Here is a 20,431-nt window from a genome sequence, read left to right on the forward strand (position 1 = left end):
GTTTTATGACTGACCGCCAAGACCTGGAAACGCTGCTTCGTTCCCTCAAGGGCATTTATCAAAGCAACTTGACTGAGGTTAGGGCGATTCTTGAAAAAGCAGAATCCTACAGTGACGCAGAGCATCGTAAGGCTTTTATCCTTGAGAGTTTTCTCATTCTAGCTAAAGATGCGTCGACAATTGGCGGTGAGATTGGTGCCCGTTGGTACGAGGAGCAGCGCGCAGTTGCTGGTATAGACGATGGGTGGCGCGCTTGGCCGAGAGAAGGCATTACCTCTGAAGCTGCGCGTGAGCATCTAACCGGACTGCTGCAAGAAGATCAGGAGTCTAGCGAGCTAAAGAAAGCAGCGGCTAAGAAAATCTCGGGTTATGCCCGGAACGCCGCCCGTAACACAATCGCTTACTCAGCAATCTACGACCGGCACGCGACAGCTTTTGCTAGGGTGCCGCGAGGTAAGAAAACCTGTGCTTTTTGTACGCTGCTTTCTAGCCGCGGTTGGGTGTATACGGATCCGAAGCAGGCAGGGTATATAAACACTTACCACTCGAATTGTGATTGTTTGATTGTGCCTTCCTGGCGTGGCAGAATACCGGCGATTGAGAGGTACAACCCCGAACGGCTGGAGAGACACTACCACCAGGCGCGTGAAGCCGCGATAGAAGAGTACGGCATCGCTAACCCCACAGATGTTCATATTCTGGAGCGAATGCGTGCTGTGCCTAACCGGTACACGGACAGCAGAGTCCATGACGGAGGTTTCACCAAAGAGGAGAAATCTAGCGGCAGCTGGCGTATTCATGAAGCCTACTGGAAAGCGCGACAAGACGCTCTAAAATCCATAATTCATGACGATCAGCTCTATCCGTGGGAGATACAAACAATCGAGCGGCTTGAAAGGCTGGGGCACAGAGTCGAGTGGATTTCGCGTGACCCTCGCCGTATCTCGAGCAATGATTTCATCTGGTTAACGGAAGATGGAGTATTGGCTGAAACTAAATCAACAAGTGCTAAGTATGAGACTATTAAAAAACGCATACAAGGTGCTGTTAAAGCTGCCGCAAAACACGACATCGTTAAAGACGTGTTCCTGATTGATATCGGGAAACGTAGACTGTCAGAAAAGCTGCGAAAGCAGGTGGCAGCCTATAACGATCGCGTGCAATCAGGCAAGATCAAGCAACTGTATGTGTTGAGCGAGTACGGGGAGAAGCTAGAGCGAATCATCTAGCTATGGCAAAAGGTGGGGCGCATTGCTCCGCCGCTTAAACACCGAAGTGTTATAGGTCAACTAACTTATGACCGACAGAGGGCCATCCCCACCCTTTGAAACTAACTCTACACCAAACCTGGCAGAAACCCAAACCATTTTACTTACCCGCAACAGCCCGGGGTAACGGCTGGAACACGATACTGCACAGCAGGGAAGGACAACCTCATGGACACAACAGCACCAAGCTCACCCAGCACTACCGCTGAGACAAGCAGCACAGGGGAGGGAACCGCTAAAACAACGGAGAGCGACTTTAAACCGATCACAACTCAGCAAGACCTCAACCGTATAGTCTCAGAAAGACTGTCACGAGAGCGAGCTAAATACTCGGACTATGAGTCCCTCAAAGAGAAAGCAGCGAAGTTTGACGAGGCAGAAGAAGCCTCCAAAACCGAGCTTGAAAAAGCACAGTCCAGAGCAGAAAAAGCAGAAGCAAAACTGAAATCTCTAGCACACGAACTACAAATCACCGCCTGGAAAGAACAGGTCTCAAAAGAAACGGGGATTCCAGCGGACGTGCTGCGAGGAGTAACGCTTGAAGAGCTTAACAGTCACGCCGACGCGCTGAAAACCCTCATTGTCCCGCACACCACCAAGCAAGGCGGATACCTGCCTCGCGAGGGAAGCAACGAATCAGAGATCACACCGCTTAACAGCAACGCCCTGCTTGACGCTTTGAAAGCCGCAGTAGGGAAAGCCTAAAACTTGAAAGGAACTCAATAATGGCAATCACAGAGGCACAAAAACTAAGCGATCTCGGGGGAATGCTAAGCCCCGAGCTCGCCGCACCATACTTCGCAGAAGCTAAGCGGCAGTCAGTCGTGCAGCAGCTCGCCCGACAGGTGCCTGTAGGCATTACCGGCACCAACGTGCCCATCGTCACCTCAAAACCACAGGCATCATGGACCGCAGAAGGTGGCCAGAAGCAAACCACCCAGATGGAAATGGGCATCAAATCCATGAAACCGCAGAAGCTGACAGCCATCGCAGTGGTATCAGCTGAAATCGTACGAGCAAACCCAGCAGGATACATGGAGCTGCTCGTAAGCGAAATCGGTGAAGCCTTCGGCCGCGCCTTCGACGCAGCCACACTGCACGGCACCAACACTCCATTCGGCAGTGACAACTACATCGGCGCAACGACCAAGTCGGTAACACTCGGTACGACCGCCCAAAACAAAGGCGGCCTGTTCGGAGACATCAACGCCGGTTTGAAGCTACTCACCGCGGAAAAGAAGAAGCTAACCGGATTCGTGTTCGACAACACCGCCGAGCCTGACTTCAACGCCGCAACCGACTCAAACGGGCGACCACTGTTCATCGACAACCCAAACATTGATGCAGCGGCAACCATCCGAGGCGGTAAACTCCTCGGCCGCCAGTTCCTCATGGGCGACGATGTCGGCTCAAACAGCGTTGCAGGATTCGCCGGAGACTGGACAAAAGTGCTCTGGGGTGTCACAAGCGGCCTCAGCTACGATGTCTCAACAGAGTCCACAGTCACCATCAACAACAAACTCGTCTCACTCTGGGAGCACAACCTCGTTGCTATCCGTGCCGAAGCAGAATACGGCTTCATCTGCGCAGATAAAGACGCATTCGTGAAATTCGCGCCAGTAGGAGGCTAAACAATGAGCGTGCAACTGAAATCCAAGGCAGGCACCCTAGTAATAGTCTCTGACGCGCTCGCTGAGGTGCTGAAAAAGCAAGGATGGAAGTCAACTTCCGCTAGCAAAAAATCCACGCCTCTATCTGACGCTGCTGCCGAGGCTGTGGACGAGGAGGATCTATCCCAGCACATGGACGAAGTCTCCACAGAGGATATCCCAGCAAGTAAGGCTAAGCAGTAGTTGGAGGTCGATATGAATGCTGTGAATCCGTTCCCGTTTGCGACCATTAAGGAGTTGCGACAGCGTTGGCCAGCTATGCCAGATCGCGATCAGAGCTATCTGGAGGCGCTTTTGGAGGATGCGTCACAGTTCATTATTGACATCGTTCCCGCTGCCGCGAAGGCTGCAGAGTCATCGCGGCGGCGGGTCTGCTGCCAGGTTGTCAGGCGAGCTCTGGAGGCTGAGACGCAGAACCTTGCTGGTTTGGAATCCATCCAGACAAGCGCGGGTCCATTCCAGGACACCTATAAGCCGCTTAACCCGCACGGTGACTTCTATCTGACTAGTCAGGAGAAGAAAGCATTGGGTGGCGGAACCCAAAAGGCGGGGGCTGTTGACATGCTTGGAGCTCGCAAATGAGAACCCGCCGTCGAGCCGCCCTCGCTGTCAGTCATCACCGATATGTGCCAGGTGAACAGGACGAGCTTGGCATTCCATCATCCTCGTGGGTGCGCCTGCCGGATCCGCTTATGATATACGAGTTTGAGCCAGTCGTGGTGACCGAACCTGCAATGAACGGACATCACCGTATTATCCACACCGCGAGAGTGTACGCACCATTCAGCAGCGGTGTGAGAGCGCGAGACAGGCTGGAGCTCGCTGGCAAATTGTATGAGGTTGTCGGCGATCCGCTGCAGTGGAGTAATCGCCACAGCGGGTATATAGCTGGTGACGTTATCAATCTGAAACTGATTGAGGGGTGAGAGCGTGCGAGACTCAATCCTTTTTGATCCAGCGGAAATCCGGCTCAGAAGCTATCTAGCGAAAGCGCTTGATGTGCCAGTGTTTGTGGAAACCCCGGACGAGCTCCCAGCTGAGTTCGTGGAGCTTGAAAAATATACGAGCAGAGACGATCTTATCTCTGAGGAGGTAGGGATAACGCTACTGTGCTGCTCCGATACAAGAGTCAAAGCAGCGTATCTGACAGAGAAAGTAAGATCAGCGCTAAAGCGACTTAGCTGGCTAGACGACCGGCCTGTCTACAGGGTGGACACAATCTCTGCCGGTGGCTATAACCCGGATCCTGATACCGGCAGGCCACGGTATCAGATCACTATCATCGTGCGTGTACGCGGCAGAAGTATTTAACCCTGGCAGAGTGCCTGGGCTACCCCCAATCTAGGAGACAAACATGAAAGAAGTAATCGCCGTTAATCGGCTTGAATATGCCGGAAAAACTTACGAGGGTGGCGAAACCTTAAGCGTTGAGCCTGGCGAAGCAAGAGATCTTATCAATCTTGGAAAAGCCCTCCCCGTGGCTGCATCAGAAGATCAGCCCACGACAAAAGCAAAGAAAGAGAGTGCAAACAAAAATGGCTAAAGTACGCGACAATGTAAGGATCTATGGAGACTCAGACTCAGAGATATTCCTCGCACCGCTCGGTACCCAGCTTCCAACTACGCTAACCGGCATGGATCCGGCGTTTAAGTCGGTCGGTTGGTTAAGCGAAGACGGCATTTCAGCGAGCATTTCAGTCGATACGAAAAAGCTGAAGGGCTTCCAGGGTGGTGCCACAATCCGCACCAAGAACACCAGCACTGAGAAGACACTCACATTCCAGATGCTGGAGGAAAACCCGAACGTGACAGCCCTCTACTACGGGCACGGCGCGGTCGTAAAGTCAGGTAGCCAACACGCGCGAGCGGATCTGCCTGAGTCTATCCCCGTGATCGAGCGCGCCTGCGTTGTGAAAGTTGTTGACGGCAATGTTACCCGACTTGACTGCTATGAGCGCGTGCAGATCACCGAACGTGGCGAGGTCGTATACAAGAACGAGGACAGCACCGTGTATGAAGTAACCGCCGAAATTCTCGGCGCAAGCTACTTCCTCACCAACGCTCCAGCATTCCTGGAGTAACCGTCCACGATTTAACAAGCTAGCGGTAGATACTCTCATCGGCTCCGGAGTATCTACCGCTTTCTTTCCCGGAGCCACCAACCGACAGGAGTCGAGAATGTCAAACAGAAACCGCAACCACAAGCCGCGCCCGCCACACAACCCTCATGCCCTGAATCGTCCTCAAACCGCCCGAGATCAAGCAGTGATCCAGCCACAGGATCACAAGCCAGCTAAAACCCAAACTGTAGCTATCGATTTTCACGGCAGATCATACAAATTCAGGGCAGACGCTCTAGAGAATATTTATGTGCTCGACGAGCTTGCAGAAAACCGTATCTCATCAGCTTTGCGCATCATCATCGGCGCTGACCAGTACCAGCAGTTCCTGGCAGATATGGATGATGGAACTGGGTTTGTGAGCGTCGAAACCGTAGGGGAAATGTTCGAGAAAATTACGGCGGCCTCTTCGTCAAAAAACTAGTAACGCTCGCGTCCCTACTTAAGGAATGCCCCGACAGGGTAGAAGCCGATCTTGCACGCTTCTACCCCGGGGTAACCTTAGACGGAATGCGAGCAGGCACAATACCCGTAAGGCTTATTGCCAACTGTATAGCCCACGTGCCCCGAGGCAGCGCAATCGGAGAATACTACGGCGGCGCGCTCGCTATAACCGCGGAAACAGAGGCTCTTTGGGAGATCTCCTATCTGATCGCTAAAACTAACGCAAAGAAACCGAGCAGCGTGAAACCGCGAAAGATGCCGATCGGCGTGAAAGAGCAGCAAGCACGCGAGCGCAAAGCTACCGCTGCCGCGTCAAGATACTTAGCTAAACAGGAGTGGGCACAATGAGAAATCGCGACATTACTGTAAAACTCCACCTATCCGGTCTTAACAGCCTTATGGCCTCAGAGACTGTGCAAACCGAGATAGACGACAAAGCTAAACGCATAAGCACGCTCGCGGGCGACGGCCATGAAGCAGTAAGCAAACCCCACCGTTGGACTGCTCGCGCTTATGTGCAACAGAAAACCCGGAAGCAAGCAAGAAGAGACAGCACAGGTAGCCAACTGCTGCGCGCTATGGCCGCAGCAAAATAGCAGTTAGGAGATGCCGCTATGAGTACAGCCAAAGGGCACGAGATTGCTAAAGCATATATCTCATTGACTGTTAAAGCATCAGGGATTAAAAGCCAGATCGAACAGCATCTGGGGAAAGTTGATGTATCTCAGCACGGTCAAGCAATCGGTAGTCGTCTCTCCGAGAAAATCGGTAACGCTCTGAAAACTGGACTCAAAGTCTCAGCAACAACTGCAGCCGCTGTATTCGGCACTGCGTTAGCCAAAGGCTTCGGCAGGCTGAAAGCAATCGAAGAAGCGCAAGCAAAAATGCGTGGCCTCGGCTACGACGCGGACACCATCTCTGCAGCGATGACAAACGCCCTTAACAGCGTAAAAGGCACAGCCTTTGGCCTGGGCGATGCAGCAAAAGTAGCATCTCAGGTAATGGCGGCTGGCATACAACCCGGAGCAGACCTGGAACGTACCCTGAAAGCGGTATCAAACGCTGCCGCGCTCGCAGGCGCCGACTTTGGAGAAATGGGCTCGATCTTCGCAAAAGCAGCCACACAAGCAAACGGTGTGCAAAACGACGTACTCGCGCAGCTAGCAGACCGTGGTATTCCTATCTACCAGAAGCTGGCAGAAGTTCTAAACGTCACCGCAGGCGAAGTATTCAAACTCGCCTCCGAGGGCAAGGTTGACTTCGCCACATTTCAGCAAGCAGCCGAGCTCGCGGCAGGATCCGCTGCAGAAGCAATGGGTGGCACAACCACCGGCGCGTTAAACAACATGAACGCCGCACTCGGACGACTCGGCGCGAAAATCCTTGAGGACATCTTCCCTCTGATCGCGCCACTGTTTCAAAATATAACAGCCTGGCTCGACACTGCAACTGCGAACGTAGAGCCCCTGATCGAGGAGTTCAAACGATTCGCCGGCGAAGCGCTCGCAAACCTTAAAACAGCATGGGAATGGTTCCTCGACAACTCCAGCTGGATTGGCACAATAACAGCAGCCATCGTTGCAGGAGTTGTCGCGTGGAAGACCTACATTGCGGTAACAACCGCGTGGAAAACAGTCATCATCGCAGCACAAGTTGCTCAAGCAGCATTTAACGCTGTTCTAGCAGCAAACCCAATCGGACTAATCATCACTGCAATCGCTGCGCTCGCCGCTGGTCTGACTTGGTTCTTTACTCAGACGGAACTTGGCCAGCAGGTATGGGCGGAGTTCACCAGATTCTTGGGTGAAGCATGGGCGAATATTAGCGCCTGGTTTAAAGAGCTGTGGGAAACCAGCCTGAAGCCAGTCTTTGACGCTATCGGCGCGATCATCACCTGGCTGTGGGAGAACATACTGCAGCCGATAGTTAACCTCATCGTCGGCTACATCCAGTTCCTTGGGCAGTGGTACACCTGGCTCTGGGAGAGTGTTATCAGCCCAATTATCCAAGTGTGGGCTGCTATCTTCACCTGGTTATGGGAGAACATCCTGTCGCCTGTAATCAACTTCATCGTTGGTTATATCCAGTTCCTTGGCAGCTACTATACGTGGTTGTGGGAGACCATCGTCCAGCCAGTGATAAACGCCATTGGTGCGATCATCACCTGGCTGTGGGAAAACATTATCAAACCAGTCTTCGACTTCATTGTGTGGTCAATCGAAGTGCTAGCGGCCGCATTCACCTGGCTGTGGGAAAACGCGATCCAACCAGCTGTCTCAGCTATCAGCGATATCGTAACTTGGCTGTATGAGACAATCATCAAACCTGTTTTTGACGCTATCGGGGCAGCAATCAAGTGGGTCTGGGAAAACCTGATTAAGCCTGCGTTCAACCGCTTCCAGGAACACCTAAATACTCTTGGCGCAGTATTCACGTGGCTTTACGAGACAATCATTAAACCAGTCTGGGACGCAATCTCAACTGTGATCTCAACAGTCTGGGAAAACGGCATAAAGCCCGTAATTGACACTCTTGTCAAGATCGTTCAGGAAGACCCGAAGAAAGCCTTCGAAGCCGCGCGCGATGCTATCGGCGAAGCATGGGCTGGGATCCAGAGTCTTGCTAAGGAACCGGTACGTTTCGTCGTTGACACCGTAATCAACGGACTAATCGACACGATCAACCTGATACCTGGCGTAAACTTGGCAAGAATCAGCCTCCCGAAAGGCTTTAGAGACGGCGGATACACCGGCAACTTCGGCTACAACACTGTCGCAGGCATTGTGCACGGCAACGAGCACGTGATCAGAGCAGAGTCAAGACGCAAGATTGAAGCGAAACATCCCGGGCTGCTCGACCACATGAACCGAACCGGCACCATCCCCGGCTACCGAACCGGCGGCCTCGTCACACCACTGAAAGCAGGCAGCTACCGTGTATCCCAGCAATTCCACGCGGGACACAACGGCATCGACCTCGCAGCAGCAACGGGCACCCCCGTGCTCGCCGCAGCATCAGGCATAGCCCAAATGGTGGCAACCGTACCACTGGGTGGAAAAGAAATCTACCTGCAGCACGGGCAAGGAGGATACGGCACCCGATACTCACACCTCTCAAGGTTCGCTACCCGACAGGGACAGCAAGTCCAACAGGGGCAAATCATCGGCTACGTCGGATCCACTGGCATGTCCACCGGTCCACACTTGCACTACATGGTGCACGTGCCACCAGGTGACGGTGGAGCTGGAAGGTCATACCGCAACTTCGTCAATCCTGCACCGTACATGAACGGTACCGCAAAAATGCTCGGCGAAGCATGGAACCCCCTAACAGGCTTAATCGACTTCGTAACTGATCAGGTCAAAAAAGCCTTTCCCGCCGGCGGAATGTGGATCGACGCCGCCGCGCAAGTCGCAAAGCAAACAGCACAGAAACTGATCGACATTTTCACCCCAAAGATCGGCTCTGATACAGGCCACACTGCCGCCCCCACTCTTTACGACAAGGGCGGGTGGCTAAACCCTGGCCTGTCACTCATCGCAAACAAAACTGGCAAACCCGAACCGATCTTAACCAGCAGTCAATGGGACGACGTTTCAGCGCTCGCCGCTGGGTCAGCGTTCCCTCGGCGTCTGGTTTTGGCTGTTGAAGGTAGAGAATTCACTGCGTTTGTGCGGGAGCAGGCTGGGGAGGTTGCTGACTCGAAGCTGGAACCTATGGGCAGCAGGCAACTGCAGGATCATTTTGGAGTAAGGTAAATGGCAATTATCTGGAGCAGCTATGCGGGGCATTATCGCGTCGGTATCGATGTTGCAGTGTCCGGCGATTTAGCGACCTTGGCAGTGTACGGTGAGAACCAGTCTGGGTACTCGCATGCTTGGCATTCGACCATACACTTTACCGGTGACTGGTCAGGCTCAAAGCAGGTGCACGTGTCAACCGGGCTCGGCACCAGCTTTCACGAGCTGCACCGTACCCAGATCCGATTCACCGGGACTCGCAGCTTCGCGGTAACGATGAGCATTCCCTATTGGGGTGGAACTGTGTATGTTGCGCGGTCGGTGACAATCTCACCGCCCGCGCAGCATCCTAAGCAGCCGACAGGGTTGAGAGTGCAAAGGTCGAGTGACACAGTGCATGTCCTGAACTGGGCAAATACTGAACACTACGATGCCGTGCAGGTATTCCGTAGCAGCGGCGACGGCAACTACTATCAGATCGCTGCACCGACAGGGAACCCTACAACCTACACGGACACTTCTACGAAAGCAAACGAGCGCTACTACTACAAGATTCAGGCGGTGCGGCAGGGACTGGGCAGCGGCCTGACCGCTGCTGCCGGTCCTGTGTTCACTACACCGGCGGCACCGACCGAGGTGGCGGCAGCTCGCGTTGGATCCACGATCCAGATTACAGCCAAAGGACAAAACACTTGGGCTAACCGGTACGATGTGCAGGATGTCTCGGGAACTGTGATCGCCACTAACGTGGCATTACCTTATACTCACACTAACCCAGCGGCGACCACCACTCACAAGTATCGTGTGCGAGCGCGTTTAAGCGGGACGACCGGGACGCTGACTAGCGCCTGGTCAAATCAGTCTAACGCCGTCACTTTAGTGTCCCCTCCGGCAGCACCGTCGGTGGGATCCACCCCTCCGGCGAAAACAGTCGCTGGGGCAGTGAGATTCGCGTGGAGTCATAACAGTACAGACACCTCGAAACAGGAACAGTTCCAGATATCGATCCTCGACATATACGGATCCGACGATGAACAGATTTACACTGGCACCGGCAGCGTATCTGAATATGTCAGGAATCTACCGGCGAGTGAATATTACTGGAAGGTGCGCACCAAGGGCGCGCACAGCGACTACTCGCCGTGGTCGCGAACTCAAGTGTTCCAAGCGATCACTAGACCAGTCGTGCAAATCTTGGAGCCGTCCGGGACACACTGGATCGACCCCAAGCTGACGGTTAACTGGCGGTACACACAGCCGGAGAATGAGCGCCAGAGTGAGTACGAGCTGCAGCTCGAAACAAGCGACGGCAACGTTGTTGAGACCCTGACCGGGAATGGTGAGCTCACTCGGGCAGTGTTTAACACTCTGCTGCTCAACAACACCGCCTATCGTGTGCGAGCTCGTGCAGCTTCATCGGGGATCTGGTCAGACTGGTCACCGTACTGGAATCTGAATGTGCGATTTATTCCGCCGGCCATCCCCTCTGCGGCTGTAGCTTGGGATGATCGGCTGGGGCTCGCCGAAATCGTAGCCACCCGCAACAGTGGCACGGTTTCGACTGTGAAAATGTCTGTGGAAAGACTGGACGACCACGGATACACCCTTATCGCTGAGAATCTCACCCAGCAGAGCAACAACCTCACTGATCCCGAAGCATACTCTAGCGGAGCCACAACATACCGTATTACTGCGTATGCTGCCACTGGCGCGACATCCGTTAAAGAAGTCACACTGCAGGCAGATTCAAGCTCGATATGGATCGGCGGGGGCAGCAGCTATTCAGAAATAGCTAAACTGCACTTCGACCCGGAGCTGAGCATCGAGACCGGAAGGCTGCGTACCACACACCGGTTCTCAGGGCGTCCCAAACCTGTCTCCTACGCTTCAGCTCAGCTCACTAACACGATCAAAATCTCAGGGCACCTCCTCGAGGAGGACACTCTCAATAGTGCTTTGAGTCATGTTGAGCGAGTCTGCACGGATCCGTCACCGATCCATCTGTATCGGGATCCAACCGGGCGTCGAATATACGGAAACCTGTCAGCGCTTTCGCTGACAAGGATAGCCGACCAGCTCTGGTCTTACTCCCTGTCCATCGAGGAGACAGACCACTAGCGGTCAACCCACTATGTTAGGGGAGCGAACCAAATGGTAATCACACAAAAACTTGAGACAGCACGCCGCCCATCATGGACCGTCGACCTGCTGGACGAAAAAAACCGTTTGATTCGCTCCCTTGACGAAGTGATCTCAGGCAGCATTGAGCTGTCCGCGACAACGAAACTCGGTGGATCCGGCACCCTCACAATCTCAGGCGAAACTCAAATCGACTGGCTGAAACACCGTGTGCGCATAACCTACAACCCCGGCATCGCAGGAGTCACCGAATGGGCTGTCGCCACAATGCTGGTCAGCTCACCCACAATGAAACACAACGAGCATGGCAGAACCTATGAAGTCGCGCTCCTTTCAACGCTCGCAGCAATCGACGAGGACACCACTGACTCCACATACTCCCTCGCCGCGGGCACACCCATCATCGACACCGTCAGCAAGGTCGTCCGCTCCGCAGGCGCCACTCAAATCGCAGCAACACCCAGCACCGCAACCCTGCGAAGCAGCATGATGTGGCCAGCCGGAACCTCAAAACTGAAAATAGCCAACGAACTCCTCGACGCCGCAAACTACTGGAGCCTTAAAACCGACGGCTATGGCAGAACTATCATCGCCCCATACACGAAACCCTCAGCCCGAACCCCAAAATACAAATTCCAGCAAGGCAGCAACGCAATACACAGCAGCGAATGGACCCGCGAGCAAGATACCTCCTCAGTTCCAAACCAATGCATCATCACCACCTCCGGCGATGACAAAACCCCCGCGCTCGTAGGAATCGCAAGAAACGAAAACCCTAACAGCCCCTACAGTTACCAAGCCCGCGGACGATGGATAACCATGACCGAAGAGGTCAGCGAGATCGCAACACAAGAAGCAGCCAACGCGCTCGCCGCAAGACGGCTGCTAGATCGGATGACTCCTGTCGCGAAGATTAGCGTACAACACGCCATCCTGCCGCTAGAGCCAGATGACGCGATCGAATTCAGCGACTCTGGCCATAACGTTAAGGCGACAGTGCAGCGGATGAGCTTCGACCTGTCGTATGACAGTCTTTGTCGAGCTGACTGGAGGGAGATCATCAATGTGGGCTGAGCTGAAAACGATCATCTCTGATCTGCGCAGCAGTGTGGAGAGCAAGCCCGAACTTCGGTGGGGGAGAATAACCGCAGCGGATCCGCTCACACTAAAACTCGACGCCGACAGTGACGCATTACACGGGACACCTGCTACTGTCTTGGACGGACTAACCTCCGGCGACCGCGTGCTTACTGTAATCCAAAACCGTAAAGTGACCGTGATCGGCAAAGTCCCCGTTAAGAAACCAAAGCCGAGCACCGACACCGGCTGGCATAATCTCAAGCTCGCGAGAGGATGGAAAACCGTCACCGGGCATACACCCCGCGCCCGTGTCCGCAACGGCACATTATTCGTGGAGGGTGCCGCCCGCCGTGAAGCCGGAGGCTCCCTAACACATATTGCTACCTTGCCAGCGCAGGTGCTATCGAAAGTGACCGGCAGTAAAGACAGCTTCGTGGGCACATTCTCAGCGCTAAAAGCTGGCGGCGGCCACGCACACGGTGAACTGTACCTGACCACGTCATCTGGCGTGATTGGTACTGGCGACTATACAACCCTCGACCTGTATGCGGGCTGGGTCGTGCCACTCACTTTCACAATCAGTGCAGACCAATAACCCCGACATAGAGGAGAACCCGAATGAGTAAATACCTCACCCAATACGAACTGCAAGGCAGTGCACAGCTGCAACGCCGAGTCGCCGCCTGCGCCGCCAGCCTCGGAGTGAAAGACCCCGACGGTTTCGCCTACGACCACCGGTGGCGCCTCGCAGTCACACCCGGTTGGGTGGAACTCTACGATGCCGAGGCAGCACAAATGCCGGAACCTGAAACTGAATACACTGCTGAGGATTACCCGGATCCGTCGTGGGTTATCCCCGATGAGCAGATCCTCGATGTGGTGCAGGCAATCCTGGCAGAACAAGCAGCAGCAGCGGGCAGCTCCACCGCTGCGCCTGGTGACAGTCTTGCGCCTGGTGACAGTCTTGCGCCTGGTGACGGTTCTACGCCTGGTGACACCCCCACAGCTGACCCCGGCGCGCTCGCCGGCGAAAATGACAACCCGGAAGATACAGCAACGGCCGGGGAAACCCCGGCCGCAACCGCCGAACCAGCAGAGCCTGGCATAGCAGGCGATAACGCGGACGCTAGCTAGTCAACGCGGTAGGCTGCCTGCAAGTTAAAACCGGGGAGATATAGACGGTTTAGCTCTCTGTAGTCGTACTCAGAGTACTGCTCGTACTCTGAAGTAACACCTGCCGGACAGTACGCCCAACCACCGCGCGCGTTACCCGGATAGTGTGGGTCGGTGGACTGCATTTCTCCGCGATAACAGCCCGTATCTTCAAGCACCGGATTATCTAAGTGCCACTGATCACGAGAGTTACTCTCACCGCCAGGAAACCAACTTATATAGTGCGTGTCAGCTATCGGGTAGCTGACCGTGACACAGTGCTGCGCGTATTCAAGGTAATAGCACCAATCACCGTTAATCCACTGGGCAATCGTCTCCGCTGGTACGGCATCACCGATGTTTAGCCCCGCGTTTGAAGTCGCTCCGTCATTACCGGTTGCTCCGCTACTGCCGCCGCTGCTGCCGCTCGTGTCTTGTTTGTCTGTGTCGGTCTGCTTCGTGGTGTCTTTTTTGGCGTCACTTTTCTTGTCGTTTGACTTCTTGCTGTCGCTGCTCTGTTTATCGTTCTGTGGTGGATCCGCCGGTGTGCTGCAGCCGCTTAAAACTGCAAGGGCGACACAGAGGGTTGCGAGGGTCGCACCAAGTTTTTTGTTCATTGGGGGCTCCTGAAGGGGGGTTGCATGTCTGTTCTTTGATTCTACGCCCTGAAAAAGGGTTTTTGACCGCTGTTATCAAACAGATACAGAAAAGCTACTCAACCGTTATGAAAGGAGAAACGATGAGCTTTAATCTTGATGCGTGGTTTAACGCAATCAGAGACAAACACATCGATGTTGACGGAGCCTTGGGCGCGCAATGTCACGATGTGTTCCTGTCTTACCTGCTGGCGCTTGGGGGTGTTAAAAATGATGGGCACGCGCCTAGAGATGGATCCACGCACTATGTTTGGACAGACTTTCCGAATCACAGACCAGGTCTAACACGTATCTTCACTAAACACGCTGGAGCTAACATCCAGCGAGGTGACGTTGTGTTCTATAGCCATTATCCGTATGCGGGCACACATGTTGCGGTTGCACAAACCGGAGTCAGGTCTGACGGCACATATGTGGGCATTGATCAGAACCCTAATACTGTTCAGTCGAGGCCACTGCCCACAAGCGGCATAGTCGGCGTACTGCGCCCCAAGCAGCACATACTCGGCAATACCCCTAGCAAACCATCCCCAAAAAATAACCCAACAGATCCACAAGAGGAGGACGAAATGAAAACAGCAGGCTTCTTTTACCGTAGAGGCGGCGACCTTATCTGCATCATCACAAACCCTGTAAGCGGGCTTTTCCACGAGTATGCAGCAAATGACGGAGTCTACAACAGCAAGATCGCTACCGCTTTTGGTACAGGCGACTTCCCTGAGATCAGCGTTTCTCATGCACGCAAGCTCGAGGAAGACATGGCAAAAGTCAGGGAGGGGAAGCGATGACCGAGACACAACCGTTTTTCGTCGTCCTGGACGAAGCCGACATTGCCCTACCACAGGCGCGCGTTAGCGGGCTAGGATAAACCACGACTGGAAGGGGTGGCGGAATGTTTCGAAAGTTTAAAACCGCGAAACAGGCACATTTTCTGGCCGCAATCGGTGTCACGCAGGTAGCGCTTGGCGCAAGCTACATGGATCCCAGCAACCGAGCGCCTGGTGGACTATGGGCAGTGGAGGTTATCCCTGTGCTACCGTGGATCCCCGGGGTAACTCTGCTGGTGACCGGCGCGCTCGCACTAACCGCTGCCGCGTTACGCCGAAGACTCCTATACAAGTGGGCTTTCAGCTTCGCGATCTTCCCGTACAGCGTACTCGCCACAACCTTCCTGGTCTCCTCGATCGTGGACGCTCACTTCTCTGGATGGGTGTCCGCGATCAGCTACGCGGGGCTCGCGGCGGTGGTATGGCTAGCAGCCAACGTGCTCGATTGGCCGCGCGAGTTCGAGAAGCTTGTCGACGATACGGGGGAAAGGGGTAACCGTGGAACTAGCGCTCGCGATAACCGCGCCGCTGCTGACTAGCGTGATACCTGCGCTGCTTGTGTTTTGGGGGAATAGCAAAAGCCATCGCACCGAAAAGGGGCAGCTCGTAGCTACAAGCGTCGCCGCCGCTGCCGGTGAATGGCGTCATTTGTACGACGCCATGAACGAACGTGTCGGCAGACTCGAACGCGCGAACGAAGAACTGCAAAAGCGCCTAGTGGAGCAAGAGCTGTATAAACGGCTACTCCAGGAGGAGCTCGACGCAGTATTTCACTGGATCGAGGGCGGCATGAAACCTCCACCGCCGCGCCGCCCCTCATTTTTGAAGAAAGGAAAAACCAATGTTTAAGAAACGCTTTTGGAAAGACGCTGCAGAGCGTGCCGTGAAGACCGCAGCACAGGTAGCGGCCGCAACCCTCGGCGCCAACGCCGCGGGACTGCTCGACGCTGACTGGGTTGGTGTCGCCTCTGTCTCCGGCCTCGCGGCGGTGCTGTCGCTACTGACCTCGGTAGCTTCAGCTCCACTCGGCGACGCTAATACCGCGTCAGTGGTTCCGGCGCCGAAGCACGCAGGCTAGTGTGACATTCACCAGGCGTAGCAGTTAGCGTGTGTTGTCCGGGACAACATTTGCCCCTCTTGGGGGAGTCTAGGCTCCTCTAAGAGGGGCACTTTTTTGTTGCCCAAAACCTGCTTAAAGGGCACAGGTCGCAGGTTCAAACAGATGTTGTCCGTCCAGGTTTGGGACATCATGGCAAATGTTATTGATTGTTACAGCTTGTTATCGAATGTTACAGATTGCTACAAGTCGAAATTGTCTAAACCGGCTACAGCCGTAGAAAACACGGGGAAAATGTTACAGCTTGTTATCAATTGTTACAGATTGCTACATCATGCAATATTGCCCCCTGTCTCTCAGGGGGTCGTCGGTTCAAATCCGGTCATCCCGACCAAAACAGCCTAAACTTCGTTGATTTTCTGCGGTTTTTCTGCACTCTGCGGGGTGGTTTTTGGTCACAACCACACCTGTTAGATAGCGTGACGCGGCATAGGGTGGAATAGGGGCACACAACCCGGCTACTCCCCTAGAAAACATTAGGAAGTAGCCGCCCGCGAGAGTGCATAGGGTAGCATGCGTGGTAATACGTCATTGTGACCCAATTGTGACCACTTTCACCCCGCCAGCTCCAACGCCCGCCGCTCCGCTACACGATCCACAACCTCGTCTAACCTGTCAGGCAACAGGTGACCGTAAGTATCGAGGGTTTCACTCGCGTTCGCGTGCCCAAGCATACGCTGCAGCACCTTAATATCAGCACCGGCGGCGATAGCGTGACTCGCTGCGGTGTGCCGTAGCTTATGGATCGTTATCCCCCGCCCCGGGTCTATACCCGCTATCGTGAGTGCGGGTCGCCATACCCGATTCCCCCAGTTGGAATAGTTGAGCGCGTTCGTGTTCGCTTTATTCCTGAACACCCACCCGCGCGGATCCGACAAAAGCAGCGGGGCAAGCTCGCTGGTGATAAAGTCAGGGAACGCTACCGTCCGCGGTTTACCGGTTTTCGGCGGGGCGAGCACCGGCAGATTATCTGCACCCAGCGACCAGGTAGCTGTGATGTGGATCCGCCGCCGCACGAGATCAACGTGTTGGGTCTGTAACGCTAACGCTTCACCGATACGGATCCCGGTTACCGCTAAAACATATACGAGCGCCCGGTCGCGGTGCAGTCCCGTAACTTGTTTTGCCGCTTCGGCGACCTGTTCTATTTCCCGATACGACAACACCGGCAGCTGTTCCAGCTCTACGGGGCGGGGGACAGCGACGAGCGCTACAGGGTTGTTGGTCAGCCACCCCTCCTGGTGTGCGTACCGGATAGCGCCGCCGAATGTTTTCTTCACAATATGCTGGATTGTGCGCGCTGCAAGCCCACGCGCTTGTAACGTGGTTACCCATGCTTGGATCTGCTGCCTAGTGATTGTGTCAATCGTCACCTCACCCCAACGCGGCAGTACATGATTCCTAAGCTCTAGCCGATACCGGCGAATAGTGCTCGCCCGCGTCCCCGCCTTACCAGCCAACCATATCTCAGCCAACTGTGCGAACGACTGCCGCATGAATCGATCTGGCGCGGTTGCGGCTTTTAACTGTTTTTCGATTTCGTTACGGTGTTGTTCGGCTTCTTTCCTGGTGTCGTATTGTTTGCTGCGGCGTTGCCCGTCTTGGTTGATCCATTCTAGCCGCCACCGTTTGCCGATCATGTAGCGGCTGGTTCTAAAGTGGGCGGGTAGGGTTTTGAGGTTGCGGAGTTGTCCTGGGGTTGGGGTGAGGCGGGTTGTTGTGCCGTCGGGGAGTGTTGCTGTTGCGGTTTTCACCCAACGGTCGGTGATCCATGTTTTAGCCATTTTTTGCTTGCCTGCTTTTGAGGTAGTGACAGTAACTGTTTTAGAGACCCGTCTCATCGTCCCAAAGAGGTAACTGTGTAGTTGAGCCATATACGGGGTGCACTCTGTCGAGGTTACTCATAAATTCCTCCCAGCTCTTGCTTAGCTTCATTATGGCGGTTGTAGAGGCGATATGCTCACGTAGTTTTGGGTGCCCGAACTCTGGGGTTAGCTGCTGGTGCATTTTTGCTCTGCGCTTTCGTTCATCTTTTGCTCGTTCCGCCTTAATCTCTTCAAATACGCCTGGGGCGAGACGCTTATAAACAATATTGTTTGTAAGATACCCAAAATAAGAAGGCTTCTTAACAGAACTGACATCGAATTTAAGCCCACGCAGTCTGAACAACTCTTTGTACCATTCAGTATCGAATGTTTTAACCCAGGGCTGTAACTCTTTCTCAACATAAGCTTCAAGGATTTGGGCGAGAGCGTCACGTGCACGCTTCTCTTGGTAGCCTGTAACCTCGTCGATAAGCGCGATAATGCCAACCCGCGCTAAGCCTCGCATAATTACTTCTGCCGCTTTTGCGGCATGAGATTGGTTTGGTGCGAGTGCACCATTTTCTCTGGCGGCTAGCCATGCTTCACACCATAGCGGGAGTACTTCGGCGCGGTAGCCGTTGGCACGAGCGTTTGTATTGGTTATAAACCGGATTGGTTCAGCGTCTTTAATTAGTTCCTCTGAAAGGTAGGGGCGAATAGCGGAGGTTCTTAGGATTGGGGGCAGCGACATGTCTGCGTCTGGAGTTTTGTTCAGTCTGCGACTGCGCCCTAACGCTTCTAACATTCCGCTTTGTGTGATTACTCGTGTTCCGTCTTCTAGTACGTAGCATTCTATTTCTACATCGCCTATTCGCAGCGGTCGGTCTGGGGAGCCGCTAACTGTTTTTAGTAGGGGTTCTTGCTTCCAGCGCGCTGTAGCTGCGTGTTTTGCGGCTAGGCTGCGTTGTTCTGCTGATAGGTTTTCGGCTCGTTTTTTACCACCGTTTGATCTGTTATTCATGTCGCCTACCTTTTTTATGCAAAAATGCTAACAAACTGGGGATAATGTTAGCATAATTGGGGGGTATGCGTACATTAAAGGGCTGTTTTAGTGGGAGCGTGTCGCCTAGGGTGTATTGCGTGTTTTAGCCACTGTCTGCACGGTTTTGTGTGAGCCGCTGCTGATAGAGGTATAGTGCGTGTAGGGGTATACCTAGGAGTGCTGCTGTGTGTTCGGGGTTGCCGTCTGCTTCGGTTTCGGCGGTGATGTAGTCGCTGGGGTTTATGAGTAGGGTTAGTGCGTGTTTGTCGGCTTTGTGTTCGTTGCGGGGCGTGTTTGTGGTGTGCCCGTAGTGGGCGTGCCCGAGTTCGTGTGCTAGCGCCCACAGGTAGTGTGTGGGTGGGAGTCGGGGGTCTATTCTGATTGTTCGGGTTGCGTGGTTGTAGTCTGCTTCTTTGCCTTGTTCTAGTAGGGTTGCGTGGGTGATTGTTACGCCTAGCTGGTCTGCATAGTCGTGTAGGTGTGTGTGCATATTGGGGAGGGTAACAGGTGTGTGGGACGTTTTGGTACTAACAGCGGGCAGGGGTGTAGATTGTGTATACCCTTTAGGCGCTCGCCGCGTACATCCCAAGGGTGTCCACAGCATGGACACCCTTGCACTTACTGTGGTTCCTCGCCGAGCGTATCCCAATACTCGACAGCGGCGGCGGTATCCGGCGACAACGGTTTAGCCACAAGCTCATAATCTGACTGGGTAGCGTCCAGAAGTTCCGTAGCTCCACCCTGCAGCGCGAGAAGCTGCTCAGCCTCGGCGACAAGCTCAGAAGCGGACATGTCAAAAACCGCCGCGACACGCTCAACCTCACTAACCACAAAGGCATGATGTCCCCTCATGCAGCGAGAAAGCCTGGATATTTCAATGTCGCTTTGCCTACTGAGCGCTCGCAGTGAGATGTTGAGGTCGTCAAGAAGCGACTTGATTATCTGCGTAAGTGCTGTGTCGATTGGCATTACTTGTAACGGTTTAGCTCCCATAACCTCATTGTATCTCATTAGCAACACGCCGTAAAGAACTCCCTAATTTGCATTGTGGCTAATTAGCCACTAATCTAAAAGTGTTGCTAATAACCAACATAGGAGAAGGTCATGGATCTGGTGACAGCCATAAAGGTTGAGCTAGCTAGAAAAAACATGCGAATGTTCCAGCTAGCTGACCTGCTCGGTTTGTCTCGTGTGTCACTCTCCAAAAAGATGAACGGGCATACAGAGTTCACCGTTGGGGAACTGTATAACCTTGCCGACACTTTTGGAATGAGTGCTTCAGGGGTAAGTGGACAAAATGTGTGGCATTTCTCGCCTAGTCCCAATCAAGCCGGTACGGGTCAGAGGTATGCAGCTCATGCCACATAACCA

The 20,431-nt window shown here is 54.0% G+C and carries 26 protein-coding genes; 21 read left to right on the forward strand and 5 right to left on the reverse strand.

All coding sequences use genetic code 11. The features are described 5' to 3' along the window. Window positions 1-5 precede the first annotated feature (5 nt). The 16 genes from EII30_RS02920 to EII30_RS02995 all read left to right on the forward strand — a co-directional run bounded on the left by EII30_RS02920 (window position 6) and on the right by EII30_RS02995 (window position 13,595). Window positions 6-1,229, forward strand: coding sequence for a hypothetical protein (locus tag EII30_RS02920; RefSeq protein ID WP_124885830.1), 1,224 nt, complete (start codon window positions 6-8; stop codon window positions 1,227-1,229). Window positions 1,230-1,436: 207 nt separating this feature from the next. Further along, the gene (locus EII30_RS02925; RefSeq protein WP_124885831.1) at window positions 1,437-1,973 is read left to right on the forward strand and encodes a DUF4355 domain-containing protein; all 537 of its coding nucleotides are present in this window, start codon (window positions 1,437-1,439) and stop codon (window positions 1,971-1,973) included. Between the two features lie 20 nt (window positions 1,974-1,993). Further along, a complete protein-coding gene (locus EII30_RS02930) occupies window positions 1,994-2,899 on the forward strand; it encodes a phage major capsid protein (protein WP_124885832.1) in 906 nt (301 codons plus the stop codon). Window positions 2,900-2,902: 3 nt separating this feature from the next. Beyond that, window positions 2,903-3,121 (forward strand): hypothetical protein, encoded by a 219-nt coding sequence (locus EII30_RS02935; protein ID WP_124885833.1) that lies wholly within the window; start codon window positions 2,903-2,905, stop codon window positions 3,119-3,121. Between the two features lie 12 nt (window positions 3,122-3,133). Beyond that, window positions 3,134-3,520, forward strand: a complete 387-nt coding sequence (locus EII30_RS02940) for a Gp19/Gp15/Gp42 family protein (protein WP_124885834.1) — start codon at window positions 3,134-3,136, stop codon at window positions 3,518-3,520. Next, window positions 3,517-3,864, forward strand: coding sequence for a hypothetical protein (locus EII30_RS02945; RefSeq protein WP_124885835.1), 348 nt, complete (start codon window positions 3,517-3,519; stop codon window positions 3,862-3,864). The genes EII30_RS02940 and EII30_RS02945 overlap by 4 nt, the downstream gene beginning before the upstream one ends. 4 nt (window positions 3,865-3,868) lie before the next feature. Further along, the gene (locus tag EII30_RS02950) at window positions 3,869-4,249 is read left to right on the forward strand and encodes a hypothetical protein (protein ID WP_124885836.1); all 381 of its coding nucleotides are present in this window, start codon (window positions 3,869-3,871) and stop codon (window positions 4,247-4,249) included. Between the two features lie 43 nt (window positions 4,250-4,292). After that, the gene (locus tag EII30_RS02955) at window positions 4,293-4,481 is read left to right on the forward strand and encodes a hypothetical protein (RefSeq protein ID WP_124885837.1); all 189 of its coding nucleotides are present in this window, start codon (window positions 4,293-4,295) and stop codon (window positions 4,479-4,481) included. Next, window positions 4,474-5,019 (forward strand): hypothetical protein, encoded by a 546-nt coding sequence (locus EII30_RS02960; RefSeq protein WP_124885838.1) that lies wholly within the window; start codon window positions 4,474-4,476, stop codon window positions 5,017-5,019. Before EII30_RS02955 ends, EII30_RS02960 begins: the two co-directional genes overlap by 8 nt. A 97-nt stretch (window positions 5,020-5,116) precedes the next feature. Beyond that, on the forward strand, window positions 5,117-5,482 hold the full coding sequence (locus tag EII30_RS02965; RefSeq protein ID WP_124885839.1) for a hypothetical protein: 366 nt from the start codon (window positions 5,117-5,119) through the stop codon (window positions 5,480-5,482). Window positions 5,483-5,568: 86 nt separating this feature from the next. Then, window positions 5,569-5,850 carry a hypothetical protein gene (locus EII30_RS02970; protein ID WP_124885840.1) on the forward strand — a complete coding sequence of 94 codons (282 nt, stop codon included), beginning with the start codon at window positions 5,569-5,571 and terminating at the stop codon, window positions 5,848-5,850. 266 nt (window positions 5,851-6,116) lie between these two features. Then, the gene (locus EII30_RS02975) at window positions 6,117-9,260 is read left to right on the forward strand and encodes a peptidoglycan DD-metalloendopeptidase family protein (protein ID WP_124885841.1); all 3,144 of its coding nucleotides are present in this window, start codon (window positions 6,117-6,119) and stop codon (window positions 9,258-9,260) included. Beyond that, a complete protein-coding gene (locus EII30_RS02980; protein WP_124885842.1) occupies window positions 9,261-11,360 on the forward strand; it encodes a hypothetical protein in 2,100 nt (699 codons plus the stop codon). Window positions 11,361-11,393: 33 nt separating this feature from the next. After that, on the forward strand, window positions 11,394-12,455 hold the full coding sequence (locus EII30_RS02985) for a hypothetical protein (RefSeq protein WP_124885843.1): 1,062 nt from the start codon (window positions 11,394-11,396) through the stop codon (window positions 12,453-12,455). Then, window positions 12,445-13,056 (forward strand): hypothetical protein, encoded by a 612-nt coding sequence (locus tag EII30_RS02990; protein ID WP_124885844.1) that lies wholly within the window; start codon window positions 12,445-12,447, stop codon window positions 13,054-13,056. The genes EII30_RS02985 and EII30_RS02990 overlap by 11 nt, the downstream gene beginning before the upstream one ends. 23 nt (window positions 13,057-13,079) lie before the next feature. Further along, window positions 13,080-13,595 carry a hypothetical protein gene (locus EII30_RS02995; protein WP_124885845.1) on the forward strand — a complete coding sequence of 172 codons (516 nt, stop codon included), beginning with the start codon at window positions 13,080-13,082 and terminating at the stop codon, window positions 13,593-13,595. Here EII30_RS02995 and EII30_RS03000 read toward each other — a convergent pair. Further along, window positions 13,592-14,230 carry a hypothetical protein gene (locus EII30_RS03000; RefSeq protein WP_124885846.1) on the reverse strand — a complete coding sequence of 213 codons (639 nt, stop codon included), beginning with the start codon at window positions 14,228-14,230 and terminating at the stop codon, window positions 13,592-13,594. The two genes, EII30_RS02995 and EII30_RS03000, sit on opposite strands and share 4 nt — an antisense overlap. A 62-nt stretch (window positions 14,231-14,292) precedes the next feature. Between EII30_RS03000 and EII30_RS03005 the strand changes: the two genes are divergently transcribed. The 4 genes from EII30_RS03005 (at window position 14,293) to EII30_RS03020 (ending at window position 16,174) form a co-directional block, all read left to right on the forward strand. Continuing rightward, the gene (locus EII30_RS03005; RefSeq protein ID WP_124885847.1) at window positions 14,293-15,057 is read left to right on the forward strand and encodes a hypothetical protein; all 765 of its coding nucleotides are present in this window, start codon (window positions 14,293-14,295) and stop codon (window positions 15,055-15,057) included. Window positions 15,058-15,161: 104 nt separating this feature from the next. Next, window positions 15,162-15,635, forward strand: a complete 474-nt coding sequence (locus EII30_RS03010) for a hypothetical protein (RefSeq protein WP_124885848.1) — start codon at window positions 15,162-15,164, stop codon at window positions 15,633-15,635. Continuing rightward, entirely contained in the window at window positions 15,595-15,945 is a 351-nt protein-coding gene (locus tag EII30_RS03015; protein ID WP_124885849.1) for a hypothetical protein, read from the forward strand. The genes EII30_RS03010 and EII30_RS03015 overlap by 41 nt, the downstream gene beginning before the upstream one ends. After that, window positions 15,938-16,174, forward strand: coding sequence for a holin (locus EII30_RS03020; protein WP_124885850.1), 237 nt, complete (start codon window positions 15,938-15,940; stop codon window positions 16,172-16,174). The genes EII30_RS03015 and EII30_RS03020 overlap by 8 nt, the downstream gene beginning before the upstream one ends. A 593-nt stretch (window positions 16,175-16,767) precedes the next feature. Here the strand turns inward: EII30_RS03020 and EII30_RS03025 are convergent. The 4 genes from EII30_RS03025 to EII30_RS03040 form a co-directional block, all read right to left on the reverse strand. After that, on the reverse strand, window positions 16,768-17,997 hold the full coding sequence (locus tag EII30_RS03025) for a site-specific integrase (protein WP_158608641.1): 1,230 nt from the start codon (window positions 17,995-17,997) through the stop codon (window positions 16,768-16,770). A 40-nt stretch (window positions 17,998-18,037) separates the two neighbouring features. Continuing rightward, window positions 18,038-19,039 (reverse strand): P63C domain-containing protein, encoded by a 1,002-nt coding sequence (locus EII30_RS03030; protein ID WP_124885852.1) that lies wholly within the window; start codon window positions 19,037-19,039, stop codon window positions 18,038-18,040. A gap of 124 nt (window positions 19,040-19,163) precedes the next feature. Further along, window positions 19,164-19,664: an ImmA/IrrE family metallo-endopeptidase gene (locus tag EII30_RS09170; RefSeq protein WP_124885853.1), complete on the reverse strand. Its 501-nt coding sequence runs from the start codon at window positions 19,662-19,664 to the stop codon at window positions 19,164-19,166. 14 nt (window positions 19,665-19,678) lie between these two features. After that, window positions 19,679-20,029, reverse strand: coding sequence for a helix-turn-helix transcriptional regulator (locus EII30_RS03040; RefSeq protein WP_158608643.1), 351 nt, complete (start codon window positions 20,027-20,029; stop codon window positions 19,679-19,681). A 135-nt stretch (window positions 20,030-20,164) separates the two neighbouring features. Between EII30_RS03040 and EII30_RS03045 the strand changes: the two genes are divergently transcribed. Beyond that, window positions 20,165-20,428 carry a helix-turn-helix transcriptional regulator gene (locus tag EII30_RS03045; RefSeq protein WP_124885855.1) on the forward strand — a complete coding sequence of 88 codons (264 nt, stop codon included), beginning with the start codon at window positions 20,165-20,167 and terminating at the stop codon, window positions 20,426-20,428. The last annotated feature ends 3 nt before the right edge of the window (window positions 20,429-20,431 follow it).

The organism is Leucobacter sp. OH1287 (genome assembly GCF_003859945.1).
Taxonomy (GTDB): domain Bacteria; phylum Actinomycetota; class Actinomycetes; order Actinomycetales; family Microbacteriaceae; genus Canibacter.